This window comes from Streptomyces sp. NPDC058221, from assembly GCF_042882365.1.
Classification (GTDB): domain Bacteria; phylum Actinomycetota; class Actinomycetes; order Streptomycetales; family Streptomycetaceae; genus Streptomyces.
In genome coordinates this window covers 30,610-45,936 of sequence record NZ_JBHVWF010000019.1, presented here as the reverse complement: position 1 = coordinate 45,936, position 15,327 = coordinate 30,610, and the positions used below count along the sequence as shown (strand labels likewise).

15 protein-coding genes and 2 pseudogenes are annotated in these 15,327 nt (G+C 68.3%); 5 read left to right on the top strand and 12 right to left on the bottom strand.

Annotation, left to right across the window (positions count from 1 at the left end; all coding sequences use genetic code 11):
- Positions 1–252: 252 nt before the first annotated feature.
- Together ACFVW8_RS09215 and ACFVW8_RS09210 are read right to left on the bottom strand one after the other, a co-directional pair.
- On the bottom strand, positions 253–1,152 hold the full coding sequence (locus tag ACFVW8_RS09215) for a rhomboid family intramembrane serine protease (RefSeq protein ID WP_389687779.1): 900 nt from the start codon (positions 1,150–1,152) through the stop codon (positions 253–255).
- Between the two features lie 156 nt (positions 1,153–1,308).
- A complete protein-coding gene (locus ACFVW8_RS09210) occupies positions 1,309–1,836 on the bottom strand; it encodes a peptidylprolyl isomerase (RefSeq protein ID WP_389687708.1) in 528 nt (175 codons plus the stop codon).
- 370 nt (positions 1,837–2,206) lie between these two features.
- Here ACFVW8_RS09210 and ACFVW8_RS09205 point away from each other — a divergent pair, with 370 nt between their 5' ends.
- A complete protein-coding gene (locus ACFVW8_RS09205) occupies positions 2,207–2,932 on the top strand; it encodes a DUF5324 family protein (RefSeq protein WP_389687706.1) in 726 nt (241 codons plus the stop codon).
- Positions 2,933–3,058: 126 nt separating this feature from the next.
- Here the strand turns inward: ACFVW8_RS09205 and vanX are convergent, their stop codons facing one another.
- Genes vanX through vanH form a run of 3 tightly spaced genes read right to left on the bottom strand, consistent with a single transcriptional unit; the run spans position 3,059 to position 5,674 of the window.
- Positions 3,059–3,667, bottom strand: coding sequence for a D-Ala-D-Ala dipeptidase VanX (vanX, locus tag ACFVW8_RS09200; RefSeq protein ID WP_389687704.1), 609 nt, complete (start codon positions 3,665–3,667; stop codon positions 3,059–3,061).
- A complete protein-coding gene (gene vanA-Sc / locus ACFVW8_RS09195; RefSeq protein WP_389687702.1) occupies positions 3,664–4,704 on the bottom strand; it encodes a D-alanine--(R)-lactate ligase VanA-Sc in 1,041 nt (346 codons plus the stop codon). Before vanA-Sc ends, vanX begins: the two co-directional genes overlap by 4 nt.
- Entirely contained in the window at positions 4,697–5,674 is a 978-nt protein-coding gene (gene vanH, locus ACFVW8_RS09190; RefSeq protein WP_389687700.1) for a D-lactate dehydrogenase VanH, read from the bottom strand. The genes vanA-Sc and vanH overlap by 8 nt, the downstream gene beginning before the upstream one ends.
- 125 nt (positions 5,675–5,799) lie before the next feature.
- Between vanH and ACFVW8_RS09185 the strand changes: the two are divergent.
- A pseudogene (locus ACFVW8_RS09185) lies at positions 5,800–6,015 on the top strand (helix-turn-helix transcriptional regulator); the annotation flags it as partial.
- 32 nt (positions 6,016–6,047) lie between these two features.
- Here the strand turns inward: ACFVW8_RS09185 and ACFVW8_RS09180 are convergent.
- The 5 genes from ACFVW8_RS09180 to ACFVW8_RS09160 form a co-directional block, all read right to left on the bottom strand.
- Positions 6,048–6,683 (bottom strand): response regulator, encoded by a 636-nt coding sequence (locus ACFVW8_RS09180; RefSeq protein WP_389687698.1) that lies wholly within the window; start codon positions 6,681–6,683, stop codon positions 6,048–6,050.
- Entirely contained in the window at positions 6,680–7,945 is a 1,266-nt protein-coding gene (locus tag ACFVW8_RS09175; RefSeq protein WP_389687696.1) for a sensor histidine kinase, read from the bottom strand. Before ACFVW8_RS09175 ends, ACFVW8_RS09180 begins: the two co-directional genes overlap by 4 nt.
- The gene (locus ACFVW8_RS09170; protein ID WP_389687694.1) at positions 7,942–8,802 is read right to left on the bottom strand and encodes an ABC transporter permease; all 861 of its coding nucleotides are present in this window, start codon (positions 8,800–8,802) and stop codon (positions 7,942–7,944) included. The genes ACFVW8_RS09175 and ACFVW8_RS09170 overlap by 4 nt, the downstream gene beginning before the upstream one ends.
- Positions 8,799–9,653, bottom strand: coding sequence for an ABC transporter ATP-binding protein (locus tag ACFVW8_RS09165; RefSeq protein WP_389687692.1), 855 nt, complete (start codon positions 9,651–9,653; stop codon positions 8,799–8,801). Before ACFVW8_RS09165 ends, ACFVW8_RS09170 begins: the two co-directional genes overlap by 4 nt.
- A gap of 192 nt (positions 9,654–9,845) precedes the next feature.
- On the bottom strand, positions 9,846–10,055 hold the full coding sequence (locus ACFVW8_RS09160) for an adenylyl-sulfate kinase (protein ID WP_389687690.1): 210 nt from the start codon (positions 10,053–10,055) through the stop codon (positions 9,846–9,848).
- 51 nt (positions 10,056–10,106) lie between these two features.
- On the opposite strand from ACFVW8_RS09160, the pseudogene ACFVW8_RS09155 reads away from it, so the two are divergent.
- A pseudogene (locus tag ACFVW8_RS09155) lies at positions 10,107–10,682 on the top strand (glutamate ligase domain-containing protein); the annotation flags it as partial.
- A gap of 103 nt (positions 10,683–10,785) precedes the next feature.
- Here ACFVW8_RS09155 and ACFVW8_RS09150 read toward each other — a convergent pair.
- On the bottom strand, positions 10,786–11,898 hold the full coding sequence (locus ACFVW8_RS09150) for a lipid II:glycine glycyltransferase FemX (protein ID WP_389687688.1): 1,113 nt from the start codon (positions 11,896–11,898) through the stop codon (positions 10,786–10,788).
- 217 nt (positions 11,899–12,115) lie between these two features.
- On the bottom strand, positions 12,116–13,021 hold the full coding sequence (locus ACFVW8_RS09145) for an endonuclease/exonuclease/phosphatase family protein (protein WP_389687777.1): 906 nt from the start codon (positions 13,019–13,021) through the stop codon (positions 12,116–12,118).
- 279 nt (positions 13,022–13,300) lie between these two features.
- Between ACFVW8_RS09145 and ACFVW8_RS09140 the strand changes: the two genes are divergently transcribed.
- Entirely contained in the window at positions 13,301–13,996 is a 696-nt protein-coding gene (locus tag ACFVW8_RS09140; protein WP_389687686.1) for a response regulator transcription factor, read from the top strand.
- Positions 13,989–15,089 carry a sensor histidine kinase gene (locus ACFVW8_RS09135; RefSeq protein WP_389687775.1) on the top strand — a complete coding sequence of 367 codons (1,101 nt, stop codon included), beginning with the start codon at positions 13,989–13,991 and terminating at the stop codon, positions 15,087–15,089. The genes ACFVW8_RS09140 and ACFVW8_RS09135 overlap by 8 nt, the downstream gene beginning before the upstream one ends.
- Positions 15,090–15,327: the final 238 nt, after the last annotated feature.

The window sequence follows — 15,327 nt, the reverse complement described above, 5'->3', positions numbered from 1 at the left end:
ACCCACAGCGTTATCCACAGGCGGGGGAAAAGGTCAGACGATCTGTGGATAACTCCTTGGCTGTTGACGCCGGTGTGACTGCAGCCGCCCCGGGCCGGGGCGGTACGCCCCTTGTCCCTGCTGGAAAAACCCAGCTCAGCGACAAGGGGCACAGTTGTACCCACCGAATGCACAAGATCAGGTGCACGCTGTGGACAACTTCGATCACAAACGGTCCGCAACGGGCTAACAGCGTGCTTCCCGCGTTGGTTCCTACGTCAGGGCGGCTGATCTGAGGACCACGATCAGGACCACCACGACCAGGGCCGCGGCGCAGGTGCCGTACTGCACCAGGTTCCGCCGCTCCCGCGGGGCGTGCACCATGCCGATCGCGATCAGCGTGCCCGCGACCAGTCCGCCCACATGCGCCTGCCAGGCGATTCCGCCCCAGGGGTTGAACGTGATGACCAGGTTGATCGCGAGGAGCGCGAAGACCGGGCGCATGTCGTAGTTCAGCCGGCGCATGAGCACCGCGGTGGCACCCAGCAGGCCGAAAATGGCGCCCGAGGCGCCCAGCGACGGCTGGTTCGGTGCGGCGAGCCAGTAGGTCAGGGCGCTGCCCGCCAGCCCGGAGAGCAGGTAGAGCGCGATGTAGCGGGCGCGGCCGAGCGCCGCCTCCAGCGGTCCGCCGAGCCACCACAGCCCCAGCATGTTGAAGGCGATGTGCCACACCTCCTGGTGCAGGAACATCGACGTCACCAGCCGGTACCACTGGCCTTCCGCAATGCCCTCGGGCGGACCGCCGTAGTAGAAGTTGGCCCGGCCCAGCAGCACCAGGTCGTCGACCAGCGCGCTGTTGGCCAGCACCGCGAGGAACACCGCGACGTTGATCCCGAGCAGGATCTTGGTGATCAGCCGGGGGTCGGACGCGACCGAGCCGCCGGCGATCGTGCGGGGGCGACTGGCGGCCGGGCTGTGCCCCGTACCCGATCCCTGGCGGACGCAGTCCGGGCACTGGAAGCCGACCGAGGCACTGACCATGCAGTCCGGGCAGATCGGGCGGTCGCAGCGGGTGCAGCGGATCGACGTCTCGCGGTCCGGGTGGCGGTAACAGGTGACCGGACCGTCCACGTGGGCGGACGGGTTCTGCCCGCCCGGCGGCTGCTGGTCCATCGGTCCCATCACTTCCCGGTCCCCTCGGTCCTCGTCATCGTGGCGGGGCGCACGACGCAGCCCTGCACGTCCGCTCTGTCATCAAGTACGGACGGGCAGGGCAGTTGGTTCCCGGACGGGCCGGTCAGAGAGTGAGCGGACGGCGACGTTCGGCGATCAGCGGGTCTCGACGACGACCGACTCGATCACCACGTCCTGCAGCGGGCGGTCGGTGCGCGCGTTGGTCTGGGCGGCCGCGATGGTGTCCACCACCTTCTGGCTCGCCGGGTCCACCACCTCACCGAAGATGGTGTGCTTTCCGGTCAGCCAGGCGGTCGGCGACACGGTCAGGAAGAACTGCGAGCCGTTGGTCCCCGGGCCGGCGTTGGCCATGGCCAGCAGGTACGGCTTGGTGAAGGCGAGGTCGGGGTGGAACTCGTCGCCGAACTCGTACCCCGGGCCGCCCGTGCCGTTGCCCAGCGGGTCGCCGCCCTGGATCATGAAGCCGCTGATGACGCGGTGGAAGACGGTGCCGTCGTACAGCCGGTCCTTGGACTTGGTGCCCGTCGCGGGGTGGGTCCACTCGCGCTCACCGGTGGCGAGCTCGACGAAGTTCTTGACCGTCTTGGGCGCGTGGTTCGGCAGAAGCCGGATCTCGATGTCGCCCTGATTGGTCTTCAAGGTGGCGTAAAGCTGCTCGGCCACGGTCTGCCTTCCGTAAGACTTCTCTGACGTTCACCGATCCTCGCACGGACGGCTCCCCGAGTCGTGCGGCCCGGCCACGCCGCACGGGCCGTGTGTGCCGTCGTCCGGCTCCCCGTCACCCGCCCGCGGCAGCCACTGCCGCTTCCGGCGGTAACGAATGCGGCCAAGTGCGTGACGAACCGGCGCGTGCCGCACCGAACCGTGGCATTGTCGACGACAGGCTCCCCTTGCACCTCATTGCCCAAGGGTGTCCTTCATGACCTGAATGACCCGGATGCCCGCCCCACGTGCCCCACACGCCCTGTGTAGGCATGATCTCGAATTGGGTGGAAAGGCGGAGTACCAACCCGCCACCAAGGAGGAGGATCCCGTGACCCGCATCGACAGCGTGCGCGCCGCAACCGACTCGGCGAGGGACAGCGTGCAGCATGCCGCGGAAGTGGTGGCGCCCTACGCCGACACGGCCAGGGAACAGGCCGTTCACTACGCGCAGGAGGCCCGTACGCTGCTCGCACCGAAGGTGTCGAAGGCAGCTCAGCAGGCTCGTGTCCAGTACGGCTCGCATCTCGCGCCCCGTATCGAACTCGCCCGCACGCATGTGCCCCCGAAGGTCGACGAAGCCGCGCAGCGCGCAGCGCTCCGCACCCGTCAGGCCGCCCGAAGCGCGACGGACTACACCGTCCCCCGCGTCGAGCAGGCAAGGGCCTTCGCCCAGCCGGTCGCCGAGGAGGCCACCGCGCGCAGCACCGCCGCGCTGGCCGCTCTGCGTGGCCAGGTCACGGCGAAGGAGATCAGGAAGCTGACCCGCAAGCACGAGCGGCGGGCCAAGTGCGGCCGTGCGTTCAAGGGGCTGGCCGTGGCCGGCATCCTCGCGGGCGGCGCCTACGCCGTCTGGCGCTGGTGGGACAAGCAGGCCAACCCCGACTGGCTGGTCGAGCCGCCGGCCCCCACCGAGGTCGACGACCGCGCCCCGCTGACCTCGGTCGACGGCACCGGCTCATCGGTGCTCGACCCGGACGTCCAGGCCAAGCAGGCCGACGCGGAGACGGACGGGCCGGACGCCGTGGACGGCACCGACCCGGACGACCGCCCCTGAGCGGCGGCGACAGCACGAAGCACGGGCGCCGGAGACCTTGAGGTCTTCCGGCGCCCGTTCTGCTGTCCATCGCCCGTTCTGCTGTCCGTGCGGGACGCCGTCAGCCGGCCGGGGACCCACGCCGAACTAGGTGATGGGGAAATCGAAACAGGTGTCCGGATAAGGCTCGTCCTTGAGCGTGTAATGCCACCACTCACAGTCGTAGGCAGTGAAACCACAGGCCTCCATGATGGACCGGAGATGCTGACGGTTCCTCGCTTCGAGTTGGGTGATCCCTTGTGCTCCATGATGCGAGATGGAATCCATCAGGTCATGGTCACCGCCCATGGGGGCAAGCTCACCGGTGGCCAGGTCGAAGAGCGTGAGATCAACGGTGCTGCCACGGCTGTGGCCCGATCTGGCGGCCACATAACCCTTTTCGAACATCTCGGCCCTGTCGATGTTCGGATAGTGCCGTGACTTCGTCCGTCCGTCCTCCGGCTGCTTCGACCAGCGCAGAAAGCAGTCAACGGCACGCTGCGGGCGGTATCCATCCCAGAGAAGCAATCCGAATCCGAGGGATTCTGCCTTCTCCCTCGCCCGCTCCAGGCCTGCACACAAGGCCACCGTACCGACGACACGATTGGCCAGATACCCGTCCACCGGCTTGCCGGTGAAGTTGTCCCACGTGGCGTACTTGGCATCCCAGCGCATTCCGGATGCAAGCTCGTCCACGAAGACGAAGTCGTCCCTCATCGGATTTTCCCTGTCAGGGCCAGTGACACCGTCCGGTCGATCACTTCGGAAAGCGAAACCCCCGCGGCCGCCATCATTCTCGGGTAACGGCTGTACGAGGTCATGCCGGGCAAGGTGTTGACCTCGTTGAGGACCACTTCTCCGTCCTCTCTGAGAAAAAGGTCCACCCGAGACAGTCCTCGGCATCCCAGGGCCCGGTACACCGCCTTGGCCGTCTCCTGAACGAGCAGTCGCGAAGCCTCCGGAATGTCGGCGGGAACGATTGCTGTCGAGTTCACGGAACCGGTCTCCGGCCGGTCCTCCTGATGGATCCTGAAGAAGCCGTGGGAGAGGGCGATTCGATCCACCTCACCGGCGACCAGGTCCGAATCGTTCCCCAGGATGGCGCATCCGATCTCGCTGCCGATGACGGCCTCTTCGATCAACACCTTCGAGTCGTACTGCCTTGCGGTTTCCACCGCACTCAGCAGTTCCTCTTCCCGGGACACCTTGGTGACGCCGAATGACGATCCCGAGCGGGCCGGTTTCACGAAGACCGGATAGGTGAGCAGTCCGGGATCGGCCGACTCGTCCGCCGTGACGGTCCAGAAATTCGGCGTTGCGATTCCCGCGCTCCTGGCGACGACATAGGCAAGGGATTTGTCCATGCACAGGGCGGAACTCTGGATGTCGCAGCCGACGTAGGGAATGCCGGAGAGCTCCAGCAGCCCCTGCATCGCACCGTCCTCGCCGAGCGTGCCGTGCAGGACGGGCAGCACGACGTCCAGGCGGATCGTCTCGCATCTCCCCTGTTCCTGAACGAGCAGCCCGTGCACGGTGTGGTCCGGCGACAGCACGGCCGGCCTGACGTCGCCGTTCTCCCAGTCCGTTTCGGGCCCGTCGCAGAGCTTCCACGCCCCACCCTCGGTGATCCCGACATAGAACGGCTCGTACTTCTCGAGATCGAGGTTCCGTGCCACCTCTCGCGCGGACTTGACGGATACGGGGTGTTCCTCGGAACGGCCGCCGAAGACGATTCCGACCTTCAACTTATCCATGCTGACTCCTGCTTTCGAATTTCAGGCAGTTGATGAGGGAGTTCTCCACGGTGTCGCTCAGTGCGTGGTCCGTGTAGTAGGCGGTGTGCGGGCTGATGAGCACATTTGGCAGCTCCTGCAGCCGCAACAAGTGCTTGCTTTCGACGGATTGCTCTCGGCAGTCGGCGTAGAACGTCCCTTCCTCTCCTTCGAGGACATCCAGTGCCGCACCGCCCAGCCCGCCGTTCTCCAACGCCTGCACAAGGGCTTCGGTGTCAATGAGCGCGCCCCGTCCGGTATTGACGATCAGGGCACCGCGCTTCATCCGCTCCAAGCGCTGACGATTCAGCAGATGGTGCGTATCCGCGGTGAGAGGTGAATGAAGAGTGACGATGTCGCTCCGCTGCAGCAGTTCGTCGATGGGAACGTAATCGGCTGCGGTCTTCGGACGGTTGTCATGGGCCAGGATTCGGCAGCCGAAGCCCCGCAGCCTGTCCATGACCGCGGTGCCGATGCGGCCTGTTCCGATCACGCCGACGGTGAGATCGCGCAGTTCTTTCCCACGCGCTGCACTCAGCCGGTAGTCGTGCAGGTCCACGCGCCTGATGATGGATTTGGCATCTCGCACGGCCATCAACATCATCATCAGCGTGTAGTCGGCCACGCTGTCCGGCGAGTAGGCGACGTTCCCGACTGAAATGCCGACGCTGTCCGCGTATTCGACATCGATGTGGTTGTACCCGACGCTCCGCGTGGAGACGTACTTCACGCCGGCCCGACCGAGCGCGAGAAGAGTGGCGTCCGTGATGCGAGTCTTGTGGCCGACGCTGATGCATCGGCTTCCGGATGCCAGTGCAGTATTGGCTTCGGAGACCGGTGCGTCCGTGATGGCCGGCGTTACGCCGAAGCGGGGCGCCAACTCTCGGAACAGCACGGCCTCATCCGGGCCGCACCCATACATGGTGATGCGGGCCGGTTCGCTGTTGGTCATGCCTTCAGTCAAGGCGGTGCGGTGTTGCCGGAACGTATGTGGTTTTCGATACGCCGGCGATACACCGCGTTGATTTGACTGAAGGCATGACCTTCGACGAAACAGCCTTCACCAGCTGCATCGGCCGCGTGGCGGCGTTGGCCGCCGTGGGGCACACCAACCGCGAGATAAGCAGCCGGCTTTACATCACGGTCAGTACCGTGGAGCAGCACTTGACGCGCGTATACCGCAAGCTGGACGTGACCCGGCGGACGGATCTCCCCCTTCGGCTCACGGACGGTGACTACAGCTTTCCGCAGCAGGGGGCTGCCACGGTGTGGCGCGTGGGCGCGAAGGCGTAGCCGGGCCTGCCGGACAGGCCCGACAGGCCGGATCATGAGTCCGTCGAGAGCAGCAGCAACTGCATCGCCCGGGTGACCGCGGCTGTGCGGTCGGAGACTCCGAGCTTCCCGAAGGTCCGCAGCAGGTGGGTCTTGACAGTGCTCTCGCCGATGAACAGGCGATGGCCGATCTCGGAGTTGGTGCAGCCCTCGGCCACCAGCCGCAGCACCTCCAGCTCCCGCTGAGAGAGCTGCGGCCGGTCCGCCTCGCCGCCGCGCAGCCGGGAGACCAACGCGGCCGCCACCGTGGGCGCGAGTACGGTCTCCCCGCGCGCCGCCGCCCGGATGGAGTCGGCGAGGTCCGCGCTGGAGGCGTCCTTGAGGAGGTAACCGGCGGCGCCGGCCTCGACGGCGCGCAGGATGTCGCGGTCGGTCTCATACGTGGTCAGCACGACGACACGAGTCCCGGGCTGAGCGGCGAGGATCTGCCGGGTGGCGTCCACGCCGTCGCCACCGGGCATCCGCAGGTCCATAAGGACGATGTCGGGCTCCAGCCGGGCGCACAACGCGACGCCCTCGGGACCTGACGATGCGCCGCCGACGACGTGCAGATCCGGCTGGACGTCGAGCATGCCGCGCAGTCCCTCCCGTACCACGGGGTGGTCGTCAACAAGCAGGATCCGGATCACCGACGGGCCTCCTGAAGCGGTGTGGTCGGGGCGTAGGCGCCACGGGGGCAGGCCGCAACCGTCAGACGCACGGTCAGTCGGGTGCCCTCACCGGGGGCGCTGGTCAGCTCTGTGGTGCCGCCCACCTCCGCGACGCGGGCGCGCATGCCGGGCAGGCCGTAGCCCCTGCCCGGCCCGGCGGTGGTGACAAAGCCGCGTCCGTTGTCCCGAACGGTCAGCTCCAGGCCCAGATCAGTGTGGGCCAGGAGGAGCTCGACGCGGCTGGCATGCGCGTGCTTACGGATGTTGGACAGCGCCTCCTGAGTGGCGCGCAGGGCCACCACCTCGACGGCGGGCGGCAGCTCGCAGGGTGCGCCGGAGACCTGGCAGTCCACCTCGATGCCGAGCTCCTCCACGAGCCGTTCGCCGAGGCGCCGTACGGCATCGTCCAATGAACTGTCGTCGAGCTGGGCGGGTGCGAGCGAGGCGAGGAGGGAGCGGGACTCCGCGAGGTTCTCGCGGGCGGTCCGCTGCATCAGGTCGACATAGCGACGGGCCTGCTCGGGGTTGCGCTCGAGCTCGCCCTCCAGCGCCTGGCTGAGCATGACGAGACTGGTGAAACCCTGCGCGAGGGTGTCGTGGATCTCCCGGGCAAGACGCTCGCGCTCCAGCAGGGCGCCGTGCGCGACCGAGAGGCGGGTCAGCTCGTCACGGCTCTCGTCCAGCCGGCAGATCAGCTCGGCGCGCTCGGTGCTCTGCACGACGATGCTCTCCACCCAACCGCCGATGCTCATCGAGGAGCCGGCGACGACGACGGCGATCAGCACCATGCGCAGCAGGCTGCCGGGGTCGTCCCACATCAGGAACATCCAGCCACCGAGCGGGGCGATGTTGTAGATCAGCAGGAAAGTCATCGCCCGGGTCCGGTCGAGCAGCATGTACGACAGCGGCGCCAGGGCCACCATGGCGACGGACGCCTCCTGCGCCAGGATCGCCGCAGGTGTGTAAAGCACGGCCATTCCGGCGCAGAAGGCGATGGCCCGCCGGGAGTTCTCCGGGTCGCCGTGGAGCGCCGGCCGCCCGATGACGGCGTACAGCGGTACGGACAGCAGCAGCCACCCGTTCATCAGCCAGACCCACAGGCCGGGTCCGTGTGAGAAGGCGACGAACAGCTCGGCCACCACCAGCACCACACCGAAGTGAAAATCCCACAGCCGAGCGTTCCGCTGCCACGCGTGGGCGGCACGGGCGCTCGGCTGCGGGGCCGCTGGGGGCACGGTCATCCGTCGTGCCGGCCCTTCCAGCGGAATGTCGCCAGGCACAGAATCAGTCCTCCGATACACCAAGCGCCCAGGACGAGGGCGATCCGCCCCAGTTTCCAGTCTCCTGCCTGCTCCAGCATCTTCGCCTGGTCGGGAAGGAAGACCGCACGGAAACCTTGGCACATCCACTTCAGCGGGAAGAAGGCTCCCACGTTCTGCATCCAGCCGGACATGGAGTTGATGGGGATGTAGACGCCGGAGATGAACTGGATGATGAGGAAGGGCAGGGTCACGATCGGCGTCGCGCTCTTGGCGTCGCGCGGCACGCTGCTCATCGCGATGCCCAGCAACGAGCAGCCGATCAGGCCGAGCAGCAGTACCCAGGCGAAGGTGAACCACTTGGCCGGGTCGTGCGGCAGCTTCAGGTCGAAGAAGGCGACGCCGGCGACGAGCAGCAGCAGCGTCTCGGAGACGCCGGTCGCCAGGACCAGCCACAGCTTGCCGAAGAAGAACGAGCTGCGCGGGATCGGCATGGCTGCCAGCCGGCGCAGGTTGCCCTCGTCGCGCTCGGTGGCGATGCCGATGGAGATGGCCTGGAAGCTGGTGGACATGAGACCGGCGCCGAGCATCGCGGCGACGTACAGCTGGGAGACGGTGACGCCTGCGCCCGCGACCTTCTCGTGGAAGATCGACGCGAACATCGTCATCATCATGATCGGCAGGGCGAAGGTGAAGACCACGGCTGCCGGTGACCGGAAGAACCCCTTGATCTCCAGGCCACCGCGGACCAGGCCGAGTCGGAACGCGCTGGGGAGCTTGCCGGTCACGTCGGACGGATGCAGGCCGGTGGTGGGACTGCCCGCGAGAGTCTGGGTCATGCCGCTGTCTCCTGCTCCTTGATGAGACCGAGATAGATGTCCTCGAGGGACGGCCTGCTGACCGTGAGCTCGGGGATCTCGCCGTTGAAGTGCGCCGCGAGCTCGTTGACGACCCTGGTCGGTGAGTCGGTGCGGCGCTCCATGGGCCCGTCGGGGCCGAGGCAGGAGACCGTGGCCTGCGCGGTGGCGCGGCCACCGAGGGTGGCCGGGTCGCCCTCCACGACGACCTTGCCCTTGACGACGACGATCAGCCGGTCGGCGAGCGCCTCGACCTCGTCCAGGTAGTGCGAGGTGAGCACGATGGACGTGCCACCGTCGGCGAGCGAGCGGATCAGGCCCCAGAACTGCCTCCGGGCCGCCGGGTCGAACCCGGTGGTCGGCTCGTCGAGGAACAGCAGCTCGGGCCTGCCGATGACACCGACGGCGACGTCGACGCGGCGCCGCTGGCCGCCGGAAAGACTGCCCACCCGGTCATTGGTCTTCTCGCTGAGGCCGACGAGGTCGATGATCTCCTCGGGGTCGCGCGGGTTGGGGAAGTAGCGGGCGAAGTGCCGCACGGTCTCGCCGACCGTGAACTCGCCCGCGACGACCTCGTTCTGCCAGACGATGCCGATCCGCGACTTCCAGGGCCGTGAGGGATGGGCCGGATCCTCACCGAGCACATCCACCTCGCCGGCGTCGCGCTTGCGGTGACCCTCCAGAATCTCCACGGTGGTGCTCTTGCCCGCACCGTTCGGCCCGAGAATGCCGAAGATCTCGCCCCGCCGGATGTCGAAGTCCAGACCGTCGACGGCGACGTGGTCACCATAGGTCTTCCGCAATCCGCGGACCCGCACTGCCGTTTCTGTCATATCCCCACCCTGTCGGCTCGGGGGGCCGGGCGGTACGACCGATAAGGCAGACCCGTGTCCACCGTCCGGTGGACACGGGACGTGCGATCGGGCCGGCGCGTGGACGCCGGACCGACAGGGGAGTTCTCGGGGCGGTGGCCGGCCGGGCGGGGGCCGGTCATGACGGCGATCGTGCTGCGAGCGGGCGCGCCCCTACAGCACGCCCATCCTCCCCAGCTTCTCCACCAGCACCTCCACCGCCTCCTGTGGCGTGCACGTCGTCGTGTCGATCCGGACATCCGGCCGGGACGGCGCCTCGTACGGCGAGTCGATGCCCGTGAAGTCCTGGACCTCGCCCGCGCGGGCTCGTCGGTAGAGACCCTTGGGGTCGCGGGCCTCCGCCACTTCCAGGTGCGTGTCCACGTGCACCTCGCAGAACTCGCTCTCCTCCAGTCGGCTGCGCGCGAGGTCCCGCGGCTCGGACGACCGTCCTTCACGCTGCGGACCAGCGACGCCCCTGCTCCTGTCACGCTGCCGCTCGTCGGCGCCCACCAGGCGCTCAACGCCTCAGCTGCCGCAGCGGCGGGGCTGGTGGCCGGCGTACCGCTCGGCAGGGCCGCGGAGGCACTGGCCACCGCCTCGCTGTCGCAGTGGCGCATGGAGCTGCGCGACCTCGACGGCGGCGGGACGCTGCTCAACGACTCCTACAACGCCAACCCCGATTCGACCCGCGCCGCCCTGGACGCGCTGGCGGCGGTCGAGTGCGGACGTCGCATCGCCGTCCTCGGCGAGATGCTCGAACTCGGCGACGGCAGCGCGGCCGAACACCGCGCCGTCGGGGAGTACGCCGCCTCCCGGGCCGACGTGGTGGCCGCTGTCGGCGAGGCCGCCCGGCCGATCGCCGAAGGCGCGGGAGAGCGGGCGGTGGTGCTGGCCGACAACCAGGCAGCCGTCGACTGGCTGCGCGACCGGATCACCGCCGGCGACGTGGTGCTGGTCAAGGCGTCCCGCGGGGCACGCCTCGACGTGGTCGCCGCAGCGCTCGCCTGAGTCACTCGTACGCGGCCACCGGGCCGAGGCCGGTGCCGTTTCCCCTGGCGAACGGCACCGGCCGACAGGAGAGGACAGTCGCCGGCCGGCAGGAGATCCGCGCTCAGCGCCCGCGCCGCCTCATGTAGAGCGCGAAGGCCCGGTAGACCATCGGCCGCAGCGGCAGGTCCCACTCGCCGACGTACCGCACCGCCCGGCCACCGGTGCCGGCCTTGAACCGGATCAGTCCGACGTGCGGGTCGTCGGCGTCGAGCGTCGGGGTGATGCCGCGCAGGTCATAGGCGTCGCAGCCGGCTGCCAGCGAGTCGCGGATCATCGCCCACTGGCAGGCGTTGGAACCGCGCACCTCGCGCTTCTCGGTGGAGGAGGCACCGTAGGAGTACACCGCGTGGGCGCCTACCCGGACCAGAAGAGTGGCGGCGACCGGATCGCCCTGGTGACGGGCCAGGTAGAGCGTGATCCGCTCGGGGTCCTCGGCGCTCAGCGCCGCGAACATGGTCTCGAAGTAGCGCAGCGGGCGGGGCGTGAAGCGGTCGCGCTCGGCGGTGTGGACGTAGAGGTCGTGAAACGCCTTGAGGTCCTCGCCCACCGTGACCTCGACGCCCTCCTTGACCGACTTCTTGATGTTCCGGCGCCACTGCTGGTTCATGCCCCTGAGCAGGTCGTCCTCGGTCCGGCCGGCCAACGGCACCTCGTACTTGAACTGCGGATGCCCGACCCCGAACCCGTCGTCGGGGCTCTGCGGCAGCCAGCCCGCGTCCCTGAGCCCGCTGGTCACGCGGGCGCCGACCGGGTCGGCCCACTGGCTCCGCACCTCGGTCAGCCGCTGAACGCCCGGGTCGGCGATGCCCTCCTTGACCTGGGCGGCGCTCCAGGTGTCCGTGCACACCGGCGGGCCGAGCCGGATGGCGAACGCGCCGTGCTCCTTGAGATACGCAGCCAGCGGTTCGAGCCATGCGGCGAGCTCGCCGGTCCAGTCGATGACCGGGCCCTCGGGCAGATAGGCCAGGGTGAAGCGGTCGAGCCGCGGCACCGGCCGGTGCAGGACGAGCCCCGCACCGACCAGCCGCCGGCCGTCGAACCAGCCGAGGGACTCGCTGCGCCATTCGGTCTTGACGCTGCCCCAGGCCGGGGTCTGCAGGAAGCTGGCCGACCGCTGTGTCCGCACGAACGCCAGGTGCTCGGCGGCGCTGATCGGCCCGACGGTCAGCCTCACGCCGGCCACCTGCCGCCCGGGAAGGACACGGCCGGGGACACCGGGGGCAGGGCCGGCGGGTGCGCCGTGGTCTTGGCTGCTGTTCGAGCTGGTTCGCTGGAGGACATGCCGTCAGTCAAGGCGGCCAGGTGTTGCCGGCGCGTATGCGGTTTTCGATATGCCGACGATATGGTCCCGGCCGGTGCCGCAGGAGGCCGACGATGTGCCGGAGAATTGTTCACCAGCTGATTCCGGCCGCCACCGGCAGGTGGTCGCTCCCGGTGGCCGGGAGCAGCCACGAGCTCTTCGGCTCCACACCGCGGACCAGGATCTGGTCGATCCGCGCTACCGGGAACTTCGCCGGCCAGCTGAGGCCGAAGCCGTCCCCCGCCTCCTCCTGGACCGAGTGCAGCTGCGAGGTGATGCCGCCGAGCGCGCCGTCGTCCACGGTTCCGTTCAGGTCGCCGAGCAGCACCACCCGCTCGCTCCGCTCCGCGGCGACGGCCTGGCCGAGCGCCTGCGCGCTCCGGTCCCGCGATTCCGTCCAGAATCCCGATCCGGGATTCACGCGTACGGACCCCAGGTGGGCCACATACACGGCCAGCGGTCCGTGATCGGTGGCCACCGTGGTGCGCAGCGCCCGGCTGTAGGTCATCTTGAGCGCGGCCGGCTTGGTGTCCCCCAGTGGCCCGTAGTCCATCTTGGTGTCGACCGACCGGGTGCCGGACAGTGGCAGCTTGCTCCACAGACCGACCGTGCCCTGCACCGTGTGATGGGGGTACGCCTTCGCCAGCCCCTTCTCGTACGTGCCCCGGTCCTGCTCGGTCAGCTCCTCCAGCGCCAGCACATCCGCACCGGAGGCGACCAGGTCACGGGCGGTACCGGCCGGGTCGGGGTTGTCGGCGCCGACGTTGTGGCTGGCCACGGTGAGCTCGCTGCCCGGCCGGGACTTGTCGCCCAGCAGCCCGCCGAAGAGGTTCAGCCACACCGTGGCCGGCAGCACCAGTGCGACCACCGCGGAGGCGGAGCGGCGCCACAGCGCGCCGGCCAGCAGCACCGGGACGAACAGGCCGAACCACGGCAGGAACGTCTCCACCAGGCTGCCGAGGCCCCCGCGGTCCGTGATCTGCGCGTGCAGCAGCATGAGCAGACCGAGCAGCACCGCCAGTGCTGCAAGCACCCGGCCACGCTTCCAGGCCCCCCGCCGGAAGCCGAATCGAGCACCCGCCGGGACACCTGCTCCGGTACCAGGTGCGCGGGTATCCGCCGGGGCGGCCGCAACCGGCCGGCGAACCCGGCGGGTCGTCGGTCGTGAGGAAGGCAGGGTTCGCGTCATACCGCCATTGAAGGCAAAAGCGTGTTGCCGGCACGTATGCGGATTTTGATACGCCGACGATAGGGACCCACTCGTAGCCTTGAGAACATGCGTGTGCTGATCGTCGAGGACGAGCCCTATATGGCAGAAGCCATCCGCGACGGTCTGCGTCTGGAAGCGATTGCGGCGGACATCGCAGGTGACGGCGACACCGCTCTGGAGCTGCTGAGCATCAACTCCTACGACATCGCCATCCTCGACCGCGACATCCCGGGCCCCTCGGGCGACGAGATCGCCACCCGCATCGTCGCCTCCGGCAGCGGCATGCCGGTCCTCATGCTCACCGCCGCCGACCGCCTCGACGACAAGGCCTCCGGGTTCGGACTCGGTGCCGACGACTACCTCACGAAGCCCTTCGAGCTGCAGGAGCTGGTGCTCAGACTCAGAGCACTCGACCGCAGGCGGGCCCACACCAGGCCCCCGGTACAGGAAATCGCGGGGCTGCGGCTGGATCCGTTCCGGCGCGAGGTCTATCGCGACGACCGCTACATCGCGCTGACCAGGAAGCAGTTCGCCGTGCTCGAAATCCTCGTCGCGGCCGAGGGCGGAGTCATCAGCGCCGAGGACCTCCTGGAACGGGCATGGGACGAGAACGCCGACCCGTTCACCAACGCCGTGCGCATCACCGTCTCCGCACTGCGCAAACGCCTCGGCGAACCCTGGGTCATCGCCACCGTGCCGGGTGTCGGCTATCGCATCGACCCCCGGCCCGGCACCGGACACGGGGGAGGGGACCGTGGATAGAAAGCCCGGTTTGAGCGTCCGCCTCAAACTCACCCTCAGCTACGCCGGATTCCTCATGCTCGCGGGCGCCCTGCTGATCGTCGCCGTGGGAGTGTTCCTCCTCCGGCAGGGGTGGTTGCAAACCAATGAAGCGGGGCAGGTGAGAGCAACTCCGGGCACCATCTTCTTGCGCAGTTTCGCCCCGACGGCAGCCGGAGCGATGTTGTTCCTCCTGGCTTTCGGCCTCCTGGGAGGATGGATCCTCGCCGGACGCATGCTCGCCCCCCTGCACCAGATCACCCATGCCACCCGCACGGCAGCGACGGGATCGCTGTCCCACCGGATCCGGTTGCCCGGCCGCAAGGACGAGTTCCGCGAGCTCGCCGACACCTTCGACATGATGCTCGCGCAGCTCGAAGCGCACGTCGCCGCACAGCAGAGATTCGCGGCCAATGCCTCTCATGAGCTGCGCACCCCGCTGTCGGTCTCGAAGTCGCTTCTCGACGTGGCCCGCGCCGATCCGCATCGCGCCCCCGATCCACTCGTCGACCGCCTCCACGCCGTCAACACCCGGGCCATCGACCTCACTGAGGCATTGCTCCTGCTCAGCCGCGCCGACCGGCGGTCCTTCACCCGGGAACGCGTCGACCTGTCCCTCATGGCGGAAGAAGCCGCCGAAACGCTCCTCCCGCTCGCGGAAAAGCGTGGGGTCACCCTCGAAACCAGCGGCGACATCGCGCCGGCGCTCGGATCACCGACGCTGCTGCTGCAGCTGATCATGAACCTCGTGCAGAACGCGATCGTCCACAACCTGCCGGAACACGGCAACGGCAACGTATGGGTCCACACCGGCGTCCGCCCCAGGACCGTGGTGCTCACCGTCGAGAACACCGGCGAGGAGCTCACCCCACAGCTGGTCTCCACGCTCACCGAGCCGTTCCAACGCGGCACCGAGCGCGTCCACACCGATCACGCAGGCGCCGGCCTCGGTCTGGCGATCGTCGAAACGATCACCCAGGCGCACGACGGAACGCTCACCCTCACCCCGCGTCCTGCCGGCGGACTCCGCATCACAGTGGAACTGCCCGCACCGGCCCCACAGACCGACCGATAACACATCGGGCCATTCACAAATAGCCCCTCTGCCCGCGTTTCCGCAGATCAGATGGGATATGGAAGTGAGGCCCAGGAGATTCGAACCCGAAGTCGTTACCTCTCCGACTTGCAGAAACGCCGGAGAATCGGACATTCAACCCCGTGTTCATCCCCCTGCGTCCCGCTGGATCGGGCTCGACCCCACCCACGTGATGACGCGTCAACACAGAGACGGGGTGAGTTGCTGAAGAGAATCC